Source organism: Marinobacter sp. EN3 (genome assembly GCF_000475315.1).
GTDB lineage: Bacteria > Pseudomonadota > Gammaproteobacteria > Pseudomonadales > Oleiphilaceae > Marinobacter > Marinobacter nauticus.
Window position 1 is genome coordinate 459,095 of sequence record NZ_AXCC01000001.1, and the last position, 16,183, is coordinate 475,277.

The following is a 16,183-nucleotide window of genomic DNA, read 5'->3' on the forward strand; positions in this document are numbered from 1 at the left end:
TACGGATTCACTCGAACATAGAACAAAGAATAGTAAAAAACGCTTCAAAACATAGACACAGCAAAAAATTATCGCCATTATTTTTGTAACTTTACTACATATCACGAAAGCAGGCATCGGGAGCCCTAGAACATCTAGCGAGGTGAAACCGTGTCACAGAGGGGTCATCAGTAGTTCATATACTGGCACCCGTTTTCATTGACCGCTGGCACTGTCGACTCTTCGACCATACCGGCGAACCCGGAATAAGGACACCCACATATGCTCAGGCGCACGAAAATTGTCGCCACGCTCGGCCCCGCCACAGACACACCGGAGTCACTTGCCGCCATCATCAAGGCCGGCGTTGACGTGACTCGCCTGAATTTCTCCCATGGCAGCGCCGAAGAGCACATGGCCCGGGCCCGCCAGGTTCGCGAAGCCGCTGCAGCAGAGGGCCGCTTTGTTGCTCTTCTTGCCGACCTTCAGGGCCCCAAGCTGCGCATCGCGCGGTTCTCCGATAACAAGGTATTCCTGGAAGCCGGACAAACCTTCGTTCTCGACGCCAGCATGGACAAGAATGCCGGCAACGCAGAGCGGGTGGGCATCGACTACGAGCAACTGATTGAAGACGTTGCTCCGGGCGACATCCTGGTGCTGGACGACGGCCGCATCGAGATGGAAGTGATGTCGGTAGACGAGCACAGCATTACGTCCAAGGTGCTTATTGGCGGCCCATTATCCAACAACAAAGGCCTGAACAAGCGCGGCGGAGGGCTATCTGCCGAAGCACTGACCGAGAAAGACAAGCAGGACATTGTCACCGCCGCCAAACTGGGCGCGGACTATGTCGCCGTCTCATTCGTGCGCACCGCCGAAGATATGCACATCGCACGCAGACTGCTGAGCGAAGCCGGCTCGGAAGCAGGCCTGGTAGCCAAAATTGAGCGGGCGGAGCTGGCACACGACGACCAGGCTCTGGATGAGGTCATCCTCGCCTCAGACGCCGTCATGGTCGCTCGGGGCGACCTGGCGGTTGAGATTGGCGATGCCGAACTGGTAGCGGTTCAAAAGCACATCATCGCCCGCGCCCGGGTACTGAACCGGGCAGTAATCACCGCGACCCAGATGATGGAATCGATGATCACCAACCCGATGCCCACCCGGGCCGAGGTGTCCGACGTCGCGAATGCCGTAATGGACTACACCGACGCGGTCATGCTGTCGGCCGAAACGGCAGTAGGTGACTATCCGAAAGAAGCGGTAGAGGCCATGGTACGCATCTGCCTGGGCGCCGAACGGCATCCCTCCATGCACCAGTCCAAACACCGGATTCACGAGAGCATGGAGCGGGTCGACGAAGCCATCGCTTTGTCTGCCATGTACGCCGCCAACCACCTGCAGGGTGTGCGTGCCATCATCTGCATGACTGAAACGGGCGCCACTCCCAGACTGATGTCCCGCATCAAATCCAGCCTGCCGATCTTTGCTCTGTCGCGCCATCACTCCACCCAGCACCGGGTGGTTCTTTTCCGCGGCGTACAGACCATACCCTTCGATTCGGCCCGGATTGCCAATGAGCAGACCAATGCTGAGGCCGTGGAACAACTGCGCAGACGCGGCGTAGTCGGCGAAGGCGATCTGGTGGTGATTACCAAAGGGGATTACGTCAACGCTCAGGGCGGCACCAACACTATGAAAATCGTGCGCGTTGGCAGCGATATCCGCTAGCCGCCAAGCAGCGCTTGGCACAGCCTTCGGCCAGACAAACAAAACCCACCACGGCGGTGGGTTGTGTGTTTACCGGTTTAAAGGTCGCCCAGGCTTCCCCTGGCAATATCCGACACTGCCGGCCAGTCTTTACCGGCAATGGCCTCTGCCGGCGTGAGCCAGGACCCACCAACAGCACGGACATTCGGCAACGCCAGATAGTCTCTGGCTGTCTGCCGGCTAATGCCACCCGTCGGACAAAAGACGACGTCGGGAAATGGCCCGCTGAAGGCCTTAAGCGCAGGGATACCCCCTGCCACTTCCGCCGGGAAAAACTTGAACTCCCGATAGCCCAACGCATACCCCATCATCAGCTCGGACACCGTCGAAACCCCTGGCAACAGCGGTGCCTCGGAGGTAACACCGAACTCCAGAATGGCCTCAGTAACCCCGGGGGTAATCACAAACTGCGCACCAGCAGACTCCACCTGTCGATACTGGGCAATACTGGTAACCGTTCCTGCACCAACCCAGGCTTCGGGAATGGCTTTCCTGACCTTTTCAATGGCACGCACTCCATGCTCGGTGCGCAAGGTGATTTCAAGTACCCGGATACCTCCATCTACCAGCGCACGGCACAGCGGGATGGCATCGTCCGGGTCTTTGATCGCAATCACAGGCACCAGAGGTGAGGCTGCCAGAACGGCCTGCACCCGCTCGCGATGATAGTCCGACAATTGATTCATGGTGATCTCCTAAAGCAGTTAGCGGCGGGACCAGACAAGCAACGCGCCGTCACGGGCTCCAGAACACTTCCAGGCCGGGTTTCAGGAAGGCCCGCACCGGCATGGCAAATACATCATCCAGGGCCGAACACGCCCTTCTGAGTGTATCCAGCTTGTCCTCCCCTTTCAGGTGCAGCGCGGTAAAGCGCGCTTGCGCCAGTACCGCCCGGGTCAGCGTCACCCTGGGCTGAGGCTGGGATTCGGGTGTCATCGCCGCTACCAGACCAGTATTGAACTCATCCATGGCTTCAGGCAGCTCAGGCGCATCCGGAAACAGCGAAGCGGTATGACCGTCATTGCCCATTCCCAGAATCACCACATCCACCGGCAGAACCAGCACCGAAAGCGCCTGCCGAACTGCCTCCAATCCTTGATCCGGAATTTCCCCCGGCTGCTTCAGTGCCAGGTAACGGGCTTTCGCAGCCCTGCCCACTAACAGATTGTTTCTGACCAGGGTTGTGTTACTGGCAGGGTCGCCCTCCGGCACCCAGCGCTCGTCCGCCAGCACAACATCCACTCTGGACCAGTCCAGATCCGCGTCGGACAACGCCTTGAAGAAGGGTAAAGGCGTAGAGCCTCCGGACACCACCAGGCTGGCCCTGGACGCCTGCTCAAGACGACTGGCGAGCACATCAGCGACGGTCGAGGCCAAGGCCCGGGCCACGCGCCCGGCATTATCGTCGGCGTGGAACCCGACCCCCTCTGGCAAGCGAATGTCAGGCATCCTCATACCAGCTCCTCCCATCCCGCGTGATCATGGCAATGGAGGCAACCGGGCCCCAGGTGCCGGCGGCATATCGCTTGGGCGGTTCGCCACTGTCTCGCCAGTTAGCGATGATCTCGTCGACCCAGCGCCAGGCGTATTCCACCTCATCCCTGCGAACAAAAAGGTATTGATTACCTTTCATCACCTCCCACAGCAGACGCTCATAGGCATCCGGAATGCGCTCCGCTTCAAAGGTTTCGGAGAAGGTCAGCTCCAACGGCCCCTGCCGCAATCGCATCCCCTTATCCAGACCCTGATCCTTGGTGAGGATTTTCAGTGCCATTCCCTCATCTGGCTGCAAGCGGATAATCAGTTTGTTGTTGGCCAAATGCTTCTGGTCCGGGTCAAAAATGTAGTGAGGCGCGGGCTTGAAATGGATGATGATCTGGGAAAGCTTCTCCGGTAGTCGCTTGCCTGTGCGGATGTAAAATGGCACGCCAGACCAGCGCCAGTTGTCGATCTCAGCCTTCAGGGCCACGAAGGTTTCGGTGGCACTGCCCTTGTTGGCATCTTCCTCCTCCAGATAACCCGGAACCGGCTTGCCATTGCTGGTGCCTGCAGTGTACTGACCACGCACGACGTACCGGTCCATCATGTCCGGGGTAATCCGCTTCAGCGCCTTGAGTACCTTTACCTTCTCGTCCCGGATACTATCCGCTGACAGGTCGGCAGGCGGATCCATCGCCATCAGGCACAGCAACTGCAGCAGGTGATTCTGAATCATGTCGCGAATCTGACCGGCCTGATCAAAATAGCCCCAGCGCCCTTCTATACCGACGCTCTCCGCGACGGTAATTTCAACGTGAGAGATATGATTCTGGTCCCACTGGGAGGCAAACAGGTTGTTGGCGAATCTCAGGGCAATCAGGTTCTGCACGGTCTCCTTACCCAGATAGTGATCAATCCGGAACAACTGGTTTTCGTGGTAGACCTCTCCAAGCTCATCGTTGATGACCCGGGAAGACTCAAGGTCGTGGCCAATAGGCTTTTCCACCACCACCCGGGTTTTCTCATTACAACAACTGGTCGCTTTCATATTGCGGGCAATCACGCCATACATCGAAGGCGGCGTGGCCATATAGACGATGAGTTCGTTGTTGGGTTCATCCCGCCACTCACGCAGAGCCCCATAGCCCTCAGGATCTGTGAAATCCAGCAACAGGTAATCCACCCGCTGCAGAAATGCATTCGCAACACCAGCATCAAACTCACGGTCTTTCACATGATAGCGAAGCTTTTCAAACAGTTGCTCCCGGACGTCCGCTGTTGTTGCCTTCGTGCGCGCAATCGCCAGAATGCGACTGCCCTGCGCGAGCAAGCCCGCGCGCTCCAGCTGATACAACGCAGGGAAGAGTTTACGCTGAGCCAGGTCACCCAAGGCGCCAAAAAGCATCAGGTCACACGGGGCATTCGCGTTCTTTACCATGAGTCGCGCCCTCCATGATTTGCCGCTCCACTTCATTCACATTAACAGGAAGTAGTAGTTTTAGAAAAAAAACCGTCAAACTGCTGACTCCCAGCCCTCGGAAAACCACGTTATGACACGTTGACTACCGCAAACACACCAATAAAACGGTATACTCCCGAGTTCTTAGATGATTCGGCCCCCAAGAGATCAACGGAGCATCCATTCATGACAACCAGTCACGCGCACCGGGAAGAGAATCTGCTGGAAGATATTCAGGAACGCCTGGATAATCTGAACAAGTCCGAGCGCAAAGTGGCAGAAGCGATTCTTAAGGACCCCAGCGCTGCAACGCGGTACAGCATTGCAGCCCTGGCCCGGGCGGCCAATGTCAGCGAACCTACTGTAAACCGATTCTGTCGGAGTTTTTCAGCGACGGGCTTCCCGGATTTCAAGATCCGATTAGCACAGAGCATTGCGACAGGAACACCCTATGTCGGCCAGAATATAGAGCCCCACGACACCGTGGCTGAATTCGCTGACAAAATCATGCTCAGCACCATTGCCAACCTGGATAAGTCCCGCCAGTCACTCGATCACAAAGCGCTAGCTTCGGCCATCGACTATCTTATCCAGGCAAAACAGATCCACTTTTTTGGCATGGGCGGCTCCGCGTCGGTCGCACTCGATGCCCAGCACAAGTTTTTTCGATTCAACATTCCGGTAACCTCATACGACGACGCTCTCATGCAGAGAATGGTAGCGGCAGGGGCGCAGGTCGGAGATGTGATCGTGATGATCTCGTACACCGGCCGAACCAAGGAAAGCGTTGATATCGCCAGAGTGGCGCGAGAGAACGGCGCAACGGTTATTGGTATAACAAACCCGGAATCCCCTCTTGCGGAGTTCTGTACGGTGGTGGTTGGCGTCACAACCCCGGAAGACACAGAAGTGTATATGCCCATGTCTTCCAGAATTATTCATTTGACGGTCATCGACATCCTCGCAACCGGTGTAACGCTGAAACGTGGATCGGATTTTCTGGGCCATCTCAAGAAAATCAAGGAAAGTCTGAAAGCTACCCGATACCCGAAAGAATGAACCGCTCACAAAAAAGCCCCCGAAAGGGGGCTTTCTTTTGAGGTCTATAGCAAATCAGTTCCGCTCAACCTCAGCTGTATTGCGAAGGTACTGCTGGTAGGCGGTGTATTCACGCTGCCCCTCCAACTGTGCCAGGAAACGCATCAGCTGTTGGTATTCCGCACCTTCCTGATCAACCTCACCTTCGTTGACGCCGGTCAGGACAATGACAGCAGCCTGGTCGGCCGCTACGGCACGCCCAACGGTTGGCGTTTCACCATCCGGGCGAGCCATTGAAAACACTTCCTGAACCACGCGCGGGCTCAGGCCAGAGCCATTCCGGCCCTGATTCTCAAACTGCTGCCATTCACCGACGCCCAGATCCTCGGCACTGGTACCGGATTCAAGCTGAGCCACGAGCTCATCAACACGGGCTGCCAGCGCTTCCCGCGTTTCGGTTCTCTCCAGAATCCGACGAATTTCCGGCTCCACATCAGCCAACGCCAACTGGCGCGGTTCATGATACTCGCGCACCCGGGCAACTACCGATACGTTATCACCCACGTCGATCAGCTCGGTGTTGTAGCCACCCTCAAGTACATCTTCGGAGAACAGCTGACGTACCAGACCCGCATGATCAAAGGGTGCTGCACCTCCGTCCCTGCTGACACCTTCGACCACCCGAATTTCCAGACCCAGCTCTTCGGCCGGGCCGGCAAGATCGTCGGCAGCGTAGGCCGCATCAGCCAATTGCGAGCGAACTTCCGCAAAACGCTCACTGGCCTTGGTTCTGGCCAACTCCAGTCGCAGCTCTTCACGCAACTCACCAAACGCAGGCACATCGGAACGACGTACGTCTTCCAGTTTGATCAGGTGAATACCAAAGCTGGTCTCAACCGGGCCAGACACTTCGCCTTCATCCAGGGCAAACAGGGCTTCTTCAAAGGCTTCGTCGTAGACACCTCGGCCAGCAAAACCAAGATCACCACCTTCCTGCGCAGATACGGTGTCAACCGAATATTCCTCGGCCAGGGCTGCAAACGATTCACCGTCTGCAAGACGCTGCTGGATGGTTGCGAGAGTCTCCTGCCCGTCATCACCGGCCTCTACAAGAATGTGAGCGGCACGGCGCTCTTCCCGTGCGTATTCTTCAGCACGCTCCTCGTAATAGGCCCGCAATTCATCTTCGGCGACCTCAATGGACTCCGCCAACGCCCCCTGGGACAAGGTAATGTAGGCAGCATCCACCTGCTCTGGCTGACGAAACTGGTCACGGTTCTCGTCGTAGTACGCCTGTACCTCGGCCTCGGTCACATCCACCTGGTCCTGGACGCTGCTGCCATCGAGCATCAGCACGCGGAAGTCACGGGTCTGATTCTGAATGGCCAGCAAATGGGCTGCATTCTCAGGTGCTACAACACCAGTCTGGACGATCGCCGCACGAATCTGGTTGACCACGTAGTTCTTGCGCATGCTTTCGCGGAACTCGGCAACTCCCATACCCAGGTTGCGCACTGTGGCTACAAAACGGTCGCGATTGAACTGGCCGTCAATCTGAAACTGGGGCATCTGGGTTATCAGGGAATCGATGTCGGCATCGGTCAGCTCCAGCCCCTGGCTCTGGGCATCCTGGGTGAGCACGGCCTCCTGTATCAGCGCGTCCAGTACGTCACGACGAATCTGATCCTCATCCAGCAGGGATTGATCCGGATTTTCCATCTGCATCAGGCGCTGCTGACTTTCCATCTGTACGGTACGCAGAAACTCCCGCTCGGTGATGTCCTGGCCGTTAACCGTTGCCACTTCTGGCTCGCCAGTGAAGCCGCCAATGATGGCATCCATTCCCCAGATCGAGAGGGAAATAATCAATAGGCCAACGATAACCTTGGCGATCGTACTCTGGGCGTTATCCCGAATATCTTGAAGCATGTTGTTCTCGAATCCCTGTTCAAGGTTCTGCTGTTGGTAGTGGTGAGGCGAAAGCTGAGTGAGCCACCGTTAACACGCAAAAAGGCGCACCCTTACCGGAATGCGCCTTGAATTCTGATGGCAGCTCCCGAAACCGGGAACTGCCAGAGAAAGAACCGTTACTTAACGGCGTCTTTCAGGGCCTTGCCTGCCTTGAATCCAGGCACTTTAGAGGCCGGAATCTTGATTTCTGCACCAGTCTGCGGGTTGCGACCAGTACGGGCAGCACGCTCTTTCACAGAGAAGGTGCCAAAGCCGATCAGGGTAACCTGGTCGCCTTTCTTCAGTGCACCGGTGATTGAGTTGGTCATGGCATCCAGCGCACGGCCAGCTGCGGCTTTGGAGATGTCTGCGGACTCTGCAATTGCATCGATCAGTTCGGACTTGTTCACACTAAACCCCTTCGATTTCAGGTTGAAGATGTTATAGGTCGGTTTGTTTTTTCGCGGACGTTCTCGACTATCGCATAAGCGATGGGAGAATTCCATTCTTCAGTTTTTTTTTCCTTGCGGCATTAAACCGGTGTTCGGAATAGGCACTTACTGCGCGGGAGCCCTTGGTATTGGCTGCTTCACGGCGAAACAGTTATACCAACGGGCTCTCAGGCGTGTCAACAACTCATCCGGTGTTTAATGTGTATTTATGCGCTCTGCAGCGTCGCCGGAATCATCAGAAGTGGCCGATTTGCCGGTTTCCTTGTCAGCATTTTCAGCCCGGGGATCCGGCTGGTAAGCCAGCGCAATATCCAGAACCTCATCAATCCACTTGACCGGACGAATCTCCAGCGATTCTTTGATGTTGGCCGGTATCTCTTTGAGATCCCTGACATTTTCATCCGGGATAATGACAGTCTTGATGCCGCCGCGATGGGCTGCCAGCAGCTTTTCCTTCAAGCCGCCGATCGCCAGAACGCGACCTCGCAAGGTGATTTCACCGGTCATCGCCACATCCGCCCGAACGGGAATTCGGGTCAGTGCAGAAACCAGTGCTGTACACATGCCAATACCGGCACTCGGGCCATCTTTCGGGGTTGCCCCCTCTGGTACGTGCACGTGAAGATCGTGTTTTTCGTGGAAATCATCCGCCACACCCAGGCCGGCCGCCCTGCTCCGGACCACTGTAAGTGCCGTCTGAATGGATTCCTGCATAACGTCACCCAGCGAGCCGGTTTTAACGACACGACCCTTACCTGGCGTCAAAGCGCACTCGATGGTCAACAGCTCGCCCCCGACCTGGGTCCATGCCAGACCGGTCACCTGTCCGATCTGGTTGGTTTCTTCTGCCAGTCCGTATTTGAACTTTTTGACGCCTGAGTAATCCTCCAGAAGATCCGGCGTCAGGGTCACCGAGGCCTTGGTGCTGCTCTCTACGTGCTCACGCACCACCTTACGGCAGATCTTGGCGATTTCGCGCTCAAGACCCCGTACACCGGCTTCCCGAGTGTAGTAGCGGATCAGGTCCCGAATGGTCTCTTCCGGCAGTTTCAGTTCGTCCTTGCGCAGACCATTGGCCTTGAGCTGCTTGGGCAGAAGGTAACGCAACGCAATATTGACCTTCTCATCTTCGGTGTATCCGGGAATCCGGATGATCTCCATGCGGTCCAGCAGTGCCGGTGGAATATCCATGGAGTTGGAGGTACACACGAACATCACATCAGAGAGGTCGTAATCGACCTCCAGGTAGTGGTCATTGAACGTATGGTTCTGTTCCGGGTCCAACACCTCAAGCAGAGCCGAGGCCGGATCGCCACGATGGTCCATGCCCATCTTGTCGATTTCGTCGAACAGGAAAAGCGGGTTCTTCACACCCACCTTGGAAAGCTTCTGCAACAACTTGCCCGGCAGCGCGCCGATGTAAGTCTTACGGTGGCCTCGTATCTCGGCTTCGTCACGCACACCACCCAGCGCCATGCGGGTGTATTTGCGATTGGTAGCCTTGGCGATGGACTGGCCAAGGGAGGTCTTGCCAACCCCGGGAGGCCCTACCAGGCAAAGCACAGGCCCTTTCACCTTCTTGACCCGACTCTGAACCGCCAGATACTCCAGAATACGCTTCTTCACCTCGTCCAGGCCGTAGTGATCCCGGTCCAGGATTTCACGGGCCTTTTCAAGGTCGTGACGAACCCGACTGCGCTTCTTCCAAGGGACCGCCAGCATCCAGTCAATGTAGCCGCGCACCACGGTAGCTTCCGCGGACATCGGAGACATCATCTTGAGCTTGTTCAGCTCTGCTTCGGTTTTCTTCCGGGCCTCTTCCGGCAGACCGGCTTCCTCAAGCTTCTGCTCGAGTTCCTCGAAATCGTTATTACCCTCACCGAGCTGGCCCATTTCCTTCTGGATCGCTTTCATCTGCTCGTTCAGGTAATACTCGCGCTGACTGCGCTCCATCTGCTTTTTCACACGGCCACGGATGCGCTTCTCCACTTCGATCAGATCAATCTCACCGTCCAGCTTGCCCAGCAAAAGATCAACCCGCTTACGAACGTCCAGAGCTTCCAGCAACTCCTGTTTCTCGGGAATCCGCATCTCCAGATGCGCGGCCATGGTATCGACCAGACGCTCAATCTCGTGGATGCCGGTCAAGGCATTGGAAACCTCAGATGGCACCTTTTTGGACAGCTTCACGTACTTCTCGAATTCGTCCATCAGGGTCTTGGTGAGGACGTCTTCCTCGCGCTCCGGCAAGGATTCCTCATCCATCAGAATGGCCTGGCCGGACAGGTAATCGCCTTCCTCGATGTCAGAAATGCTGGCTCGGGAATTACCCTCTACCAGAACCTTGACGGTGCCATCCGGCAGCCGAAGCATCTGCAGCACGGTCGCCAGGGTGCCCATGGCAAACACATCCTTCGGGCCCGGCTCGTCGGTGGAGGCATCTTTCTGGGCTACCAGCAGGATTTCCTTGCTGCCCTCCATTGCCGCTTCCAGCGCCTGAATGGATTTTTCGCGGCCCACAAACAGCGGAACCACCATGTGCGGGAACACCACCACATCACGCAAAGGAAGCAGCGGGTATTCGTGCACAGTTTCATCAGGTATACGGGTCATGGGGAATCCTCTGACAGTATTTCTTTCAGCATATCACCCAACATTGGGGCGCTGACAAAAATTGCAATCTTTTTACGATGGGAAATATCAGGGAGCAAACGATATGGGCCTGAGATGAAAAAGGGGCGTTGAACGCCCCTTTTATATTACCCAGTATTCTACGCCCTGTGCCCGTTCAGTCTTCGGGCACCGCCTTGGCGTGATCGCTGCTGGCGTAGATCTTGAAGGGCTCTGAATCCCCCTTGATCACACTCTCATCGATCACCACCTTGGAGACATCATGCTCAGAGGGAATCTGATACATGGTATCCAGCAGGGTCGCTTCCATTATCGACCGCAGACCACGGGCACCGGTCTTGCGCTCCATGGCTTTTCTGGCCACTGCGCGCAGGGCGTCTTCCCGGAAGTCCAGCTCCACCCCTTCCATATCAAACAGCTTCTGATACTGCTTGGTCAGGGCGTTCTTGGGCTCGGTCAGAATCTGCACCAGTGCTTCTTCATCCAGTTCGGTCAACGTGGCCACCACAGGCAGACGGCCGACGAATTCCGGAATCAGGCCAAACTTCACCAGATCCTCGGTCTCGACTTCGCGAATGATATCGCCAGTGCTCTTGCTGTCGTCCTGGCTCTTGACTGTAGCCGAGAAGCCAATGGAACTGCGCTCAGAGCGTTCCTGGATAACCTTGTCGAGGCCGGCGAAGGCACCGCCACAGATAAACAGGATGTTACCGGTATCCACCTGCAGGAATTCCTGCTGGGGGTGTTTACGCCCACCCTGAGGAGGAACCGAAGCGACAGTACCCTCGATCAGCTTCAGCAAAGCCTGCTGAACACCCTCACCCGATACATCCCGGGTAATGGACGGGTTATCGGACTTGCGTGAAATCTTGTCGATCTCGTCGATGTAGACAATACCGCGCTGGGCCTTTTCGACATCGTAGTCGCACTTCTGCAGCAGTTTCTGGATGATGTTTTCAACATCTTCACCCACATAGCCTGCTTCGGTCAGCGTGGTCGCATCCGCGATGGTAAACGGAACATTCAGCATGCGCGCAAGGGTTTCCGCCAACAGGGTCTTACCGCTACCGGTGGGACCGATCAGCAGAATGTTGCTTTTGCCCAGCTCGACATCACTCTTGCCCTCGCCGTAGCGAAGGCGCTTGTAGTGGTTATACACCGCTACAGACAGAACGACCTTGGCGCGATCCTGGCCAATAACATATTCATTCAGAGTCTCACGGATCTCTGCCGGCGTGGGCAGGCGGTCGCTGGCCTCCTCCGGGGCGTTCTCCTGAATCTCTTCCCGGATAATGTCATTGCACAGATCAACGCACTCGTCGCAGATGAACACCGAGGGCCCTGCAATGAGCTTACGGACTTCATGCTGGCTCTTTCCACAAAACGAGCAGTAGAGCAACTTGCCGTTATCGTCGCCTCTGCCGTTTCTTTCATCTGCCATTGAAATACCTCTGTTCTTCGTTGGCCGGTGTCATCAGTGTGTACGCCGGCCGGTAGTGATGCGATGACTTTCAGTATTATTTATTCGATACGCGCTTATCAAGTATTGTATCGATCAACCCGTACTCTTTGGCCTGGGCAGGATCCATGAAATTATCACGGTCGGTATCCCGGGCGATGGTCTCGATGTCCTGACCCGTGTGCTCCGCAAGCAGCTCGTTGAGCGTGTTGCGGATTTTCAGGATCTCACGGGTATGGATCTCGATGTCCGTCGCCTGCCCCTGATAGCCGCCCAGCGGCTGATGAATCATTACACGGGAGTGTGGCAGGCAGGCACGCTTGCCCTTCGCGCCACCCGACAACAGGAAAGCACCCATGCTGGCTGCCTGACCGATGCAAAGCGTTGCTACGTCCGGCTTCACGAACTGCATGGTGTCGTAAATGGACATGCCGGCGGAAACGGAGCCACCCGGACTGTTGATATAAAGATGGATATCCTTGTCCGGATTTTCGGATTCCAGGAACAGCAACTGGGCAACCACGAGGTTTGCCATGTGATCTTCAACCGGGCCAACCAGAAAGATCACCCGCTCCTTGAGCAGACGGGAATAAATGTCGAACGAACGTTCGCCGCGTGCCGTCTGTTCAATAACAATCGGCACCAGGCCTGAGCTGGTTATCATTGTAGGGCCATCAAACGGTTTCTGCGTCATGTGCGCCTGAACTCCTTATGGACAATGGTTTGGACTCCTGCTTCAACGGGAGCCCGTTGTATTCCGGTACCCCATATACTCTGCCAGCAGATCGCCCAGATGAAAACAGCCGGACACGCCGGCTGCTTCCAGAACACGGCACCGGGCCAGAGCCCGGCGGCCATCAGCGCTGGGGCTGACCGGCCTGCACCGCTTCCTCGTACTTCATCTTCTTCTCTTTTACCTTGGCCGCGCCAAGCACAAAATCAACCACGGCATCTTCCAGCACAGAAGACTCAACCTGGGCCTTCTGATCCGGATTGCTGTTGAAGTGTGCAACAACCTCGTCCGGCTGTTCATACGTAGAAGCGATCTCCTGGATCTTTTCTTCCACTTTCGCTTCGTCAGCCTTCAGGTCATTTTTCTTGACCACTTCCTGGAACAGCAGACCCGTCTTCACGCGACGCTTCGCCTGCTCTTCGAAGATTTCCTTCGGCAATTGCTGGAAATCCACCTGCCCGCCAAAGCGCTGAACGGCGTCCTGACGCAGGCGATCAATTTCCTGGTCAACGAGAGCCGCAGGTACTTCCAGCTCGGTAGTCTCCAGCAGACCATCTACAACGTCGTTCTTGACCTTGTTGGATACTGCCTGCTTGAGCTCGCGCTCCATGTTCTTCTTCACTTCCTCGCGGAAAGCGACTTCGTCTTCAGCTTCGATGCCGAAACGCTTGAAGAATTCTTGATCCAGCTCCGGCAGCTGCGGCTCTTCTACCTTGTGGATAGTGATCGCGAACTTGGCATCTTTACCCGCCAGGTCTTCGTTATGGTAGTCCTCAGGGAAAGTGACATCGATTTCCAGCTCTTCGCCGGCTTTACCGCCCACGATGCCTTTCTCGAAACCGGGGATCATCTGGCCAGAGCCCAGGGTCAGACGATGGCCTTCAGCAGAGCCACCTTCGAATTCTTCACCGTCGATAGAGCCTTTGAAGTCGATAGTCACAATGTCCTTGTTCTTGGACTTGCGCTTGACCTCTTTCATGGTGGCCTGCTGGCGACGCAGGTTATCGATCATATTGTCGATATCCTTGTCGGCAACTTCAGACACCGGCTTCTCAACGTTGATCTTGCTCAGATCACCCAGCTCAATTTCCGGCAGAACCTCAAAAATCGCGACAAACTCGAGATCCTTGCCTTCTTCCATGGTCTTCGGCTCCAACTTGGGCCAACCAGCCGGATTGATATCCTGCTCCTGCAGCGCCTTGATGTAGTTGTCGCGCATAGCCTCGCCAACCACTTCCTGGCGGATGCTGTCACCAAAACGACGCTTGACCACGCTCATGGGAACCTTGCCAGGGCGGAAACCGTTCAGGCGCACGGTGCGAGCAGTTTCCTGCAGGCGTTTCTGAACCGCCTGGTCGATTTCCTGGGCGGGCACACCAATCGTCATGCGACGCTCGATGTTGGAGGTCGTTTCAACAGACACTTGCATGGAAGTTCCTCAAATTACAGATTCTGTAGGTGAATGAAAATTAAACCAAAATCCCGGCAGGAGCAGCTCACTCCAAAGGGACGCAAAATTAAAAGCCGGTAGTTTATCACGGTTTGCCCCGCCGAGAGAATCACCCGGCCACCCTGAATATGAGTTTGAGACGCGCCTGACAACGCGGTACGGGAACACAATGGGGACAAATCAGAAAAAAGAAAGGGTGGTGCGAGAGGAGAGACTTGAACTCTCACGGGTTGCCCCGCTGGAACCTAAATCCAGTGCGTCTACCAATTCCGCCACTCTCGCATATCCGGCGCAGCTCTGAACCATAACAGGGAATCAGGGTGCTCGGAAACAAACAAGGGGAAAAGTGGGGTGGACGAAGGGGTTCGAACCCTCGACCGCAGGAGTCACAATCCTGAGCTCTACCAACTGAGCTACGTCCACCACATCAGGGATGTGCCTATCGGCACACTACTGCTTACTTCAACTTTGCTGGTTCGGCGAGTCCGGTACCAATCTGCGATTAACGAGATGGCGCGCCCGGCAGGACTCGAACCTGCGACCATCCGCTTAGAAGGCGGATGCTCTATCCAGCTGAGCTACGGGCGCTTGACCGTTCGCCCACCTGAATATCCAGAAAGTGGTCGGGGTAGAGAGATTCGAACTCCCGACATCCTGCTCCCAAAGCAGGCGCGCTACCAGACTGCGCTATACCCCGTTAACTGAACAACAAGTGCCTCAGCAAAGTTGGCGCGCATATTACCGGCGCCGATCGCGTCCGTCAACACGGAATTGAAAATTCCTTGCCGAGACAGCTCTATAAGAGACCACTCGAAACCACAGGAGTTCCCGACCGCTCCCTCCACATTGGCGTTAACCCTGAAGCATGAGACAATGCCCGGCCTTCACTTCCTTACGCCCAAACCGACAAGACGGAAACATGAGCGCCAAACTGATTAATGGAAAAGAAATTGCTGCCCAGGTCCGGCAACAGGTGGCCGCCGGGGTCGAAGCCAGAAAACAGAAGGGCCTGAGAGCGCCAGGCCTGGCCGTGGTACTGGTCGGTCACGATCCGGCCTCCCAGGTATACGTTGGCAACAAACGCAAGGCCTGCGAACAGGCAGGCATCCTGTCGCTGTCCTATGATTTACCGGAAGACACCTCCCAGGCGGCACTGGAAGCGCTGGTTGACGAGCTGAACGAGAACCCCGCCGTTGACGGCATACTGGTTCAACTGCCCCTGCCCTCGCACCTGGATGCTGATCCGATTCTGGTAAAGATACGGCCCGACAAGGACGTAGATGGCTTTCACCCCTACAACATCGGCCGCCTGATGCAGCGCAAGCCTACCCTGCGGCCCTGCACACCGGCAGGCGTCATCACCCTGCTGGACTCCATTGGCACCCCCTACAAAGGCCAGCACGCAGTTATTGTCGGGGCCTCCAACATTGTCGGTCGCCCCATGAGCATGGAACTGCTGCTAAAAGGAGCCACGACAACGGTATGCCATCGATTTACCGACAATCTCGAGAAATTTGTCGGGGAAGCAGACATCCTGGTGGCCGCAGTGGGCAAACCGGGCATCATCAAGGGCGAGTGGGTCAAACCGGGCGCCACCGTCATTGATGTGGGCATTAACCGGATGGATGACGGCAAACTCTGTGGCGATGTCGATTTTGACGCTGCAGCAGAGCGTGCGGCTTACATCACCCCGGTACCGGGCGGCGTCGGCCCCATGACCATTGCCACCCTGCTGGAAAACACCCTTTACGCTGCCAACGTGCTGCACGCCGACACCTGACGC

12 protein-coding genes and 4 tRNA genes are annotated in these 16,183 nt (G+C 56.2%); 3 read left to right on the forward strand and 13 right to left on the reverse strand.

Annotated features, from left to right (window positions below):
* The first annotated feature begins 261 nt into the window (after positions 1 to 261).
* Positions 262 to 1,710 (forward strand): pyruvate kinase, encoded by a 1,449-nt coding sequence (pyk, locus tag Q675_RS21630; protein WP_011785310.1) that lies wholly within the window; start codon positions 262 to 264, stop codon positions 1,708 to 1,710.
* 77 nt (positions 1,711 to 1,787) lie between these two features.
* On the opposite strand, the gene Q675_RS21635 is transcribed toward pyk, so the two are convergent.
* Genes Q675_RS21635 through zwf form a run of 3 tightly spaced genes read right to left on the reverse strand, consistent with a single transcriptional unit; the run spans position 1,788 to position 4,666 of the window.
* Entirely contained in the window at positions 1,788 to 2,435 is a 648-nt protein-coding gene (locus tag Q675_RS21635; RefSeq protein WP_011785311.1) for a bifunctional 4-hydroxy-2-oxoglutarate aldolase/2-dehydro-3-deoxy-phosphogluconate aldolase, read from the reverse strand.
* Positions 2,436 to 2,484: 49 nt separating this feature from the next.
* Positions 2,485 to 3,198 carry a 6-phosphogluconolactonase gene (gene pgl, locus Q675_RS21640; RefSeq protein ID WP_011785312.1) on the reverse strand — a complete coding sequence of 238 codons (714 nt, stop codon included), beginning with the start codon at positions 3,196 to 3,198 and terminating at the stop codon, positions 2,485 to 2,487.
* Positions 3,191 to 4,666 (reverse strand): glucose-6-phosphate dehydrogenase, encoded by a 1,476-nt coding sequence (zwf, locus tag Q675_RS21645; RefSeq protein WP_023010458.1) that lies wholly within the window; start codon positions 4,664 to 4,666, stop codon positions 3,191 to 3,193. The genes pgl and zwf overlap by 8 nt, the downstream gene beginning before the upstream one ends.
* A 207-nt stretch (positions 4,667 to 4,873) precedes the next feature.
* Here zwf and Q675_RS21650 point away from each other — a divergent pair, with 207 nt between their 5' ends.
* On the forward strand, positions 4,874 to 5,746 hold the full coding sequence (locus Q675_RS21650; protein ID WP_023010459.1) for a MurR/RpiR family transcriptional regulator: 873 nt from the start codon (positions 4,874 to 4,876) through the stop codon (positions 5,744 to 5,746).
* Positions 5,747 to 5,800: 54 nt separating this feature from the next.
* On the opposite strand, the gene Q675_RS21655 is transcribed toward Q675_RS21650, so the two are convergent.
* The 10 genes from Q675_RS21655 to Q675_RS21695 all read right to left on the reverse strand — a co-directional run bounded on the left by Q675_RS21655 (position 5,801) and on the right by Q675_RS21695 (position 15,097).
* A complete protein-coding gene (locus Q675_RS21655) occupies positions 5,801 to 7,654 on the reverse strand; it encodes a SurA N-terminal domain-containing protein (RefSeq protein WP_023010460.1) in 1,854 nt (617 codons plus the stop codon).
* Positions 7,655 to 7,812: 158 nt separating this feature from the next.
* Positions 7,813 to 8,085: an HU family DNA-binding protein gene (locus tag Q675_RS0118955; protein ID WP_008174603.1), complete on the reverse strand. Its 273-nt coding sequence runs from the start codon at positions 8,083 to 8,085 to the stop codon at positions 7,813 to 7,815.
* 237 nt (positions 8,086 to 8,322) lie between these two features.
* Complete coding sequence (gene lon, locus Q675_RS21660) at positions 8,323 to 10,740, reverse strand: endopeptidase La (RefSeq protein ID WP_023010462.1); 2,418 nt, start codon at positions 10,738 to 10,740, stop codon at positions 8,323 to 8,325.
* A gap of 175 nt (positions 10,741 to 10,915) precedes the next feature.
* Positions 10,916 to 12,199, reverse strand: coding sequence for an ATP-dependent Clp protease ATP-binding subunit ClpX (clpX, locus tag Q675_RS21665; protein WP_011785317.1), 1,284 nt, complete (start codon positions 12,197 to 12,199; stop codon positions 10,916 to 10,918).
* 76 nt (positions 12,200 to 12,275) lie between these two features.
* Entirely contained in the window at positions 12,276 to 12,911 is a 636-nt protein-coding gene (gene clpP, locus Q675_RS21670) for an ATP-dependent Clp endopeptidase proteolytic subunit ClpP (RefSeq protein WP_011785318.1), read from the reverse strand.
* 163 nt (positions 12,912 to 13,074) lie between these two features.
* Positions 13,075 to 14,379: a trigger factor gene (gene tig, locus Q675_RS21675; RefSeq protein ID WP_023010464.1), complete on the reverse strand. Its 1,305-nt coding sequence runs from the start codon at positions 14,377 to 14,379 to the stop codon at positions 13,075 to 13,077.
* Between the two features lie 218 nt (positions 14,380 to 14,597).
* Positions 14,598 to 14,682, reverse strand: a tRNA-Leu gene (locus Q675_RS21680).
* 65 nt (positions 14,683 to 14,747) lie between these two features.
* Positions 14,748 to 14,823, reverse strand: a tRNA-His gene (locus Q675_RS21685).
* Positions 14,824 to 14,911: 88 nt separating this feature from the next.
* Positions 14,912 to 14,988 (reverse strand) — tRNA-Arg (locus Q675_RS21690).
* 32 nt (positions 14,989 to 15,020) lie between these two features.
* Positions 15,021 to 15,097, reverse strand: a tRNA-Pro gene (locus Q675_RS21695).
* Between the two features lie 222 nt (positions 15,098 to 15,319).
* On the opposite strand from Q675_RS21695, the gene folD reads away from it, so the two are divergent.
* Positions 15,320 to 16,180, forward strand: a complete 861-nt coding sequence (folD, locus tag Q675_RS21700) for a bifunctional methylenetetrahydrofolate dehydrogenase/methenyltetrahydrofolate cyclohydrolase FolD (protein ID WP_014421154.1) — start codon at positions 15,320 to 15,322, stop codon at positions 16,178 to 16,180.
* The last annotated feature ends 3 nt before the right edge of the window (positions 16,181 to 16,183 follow it).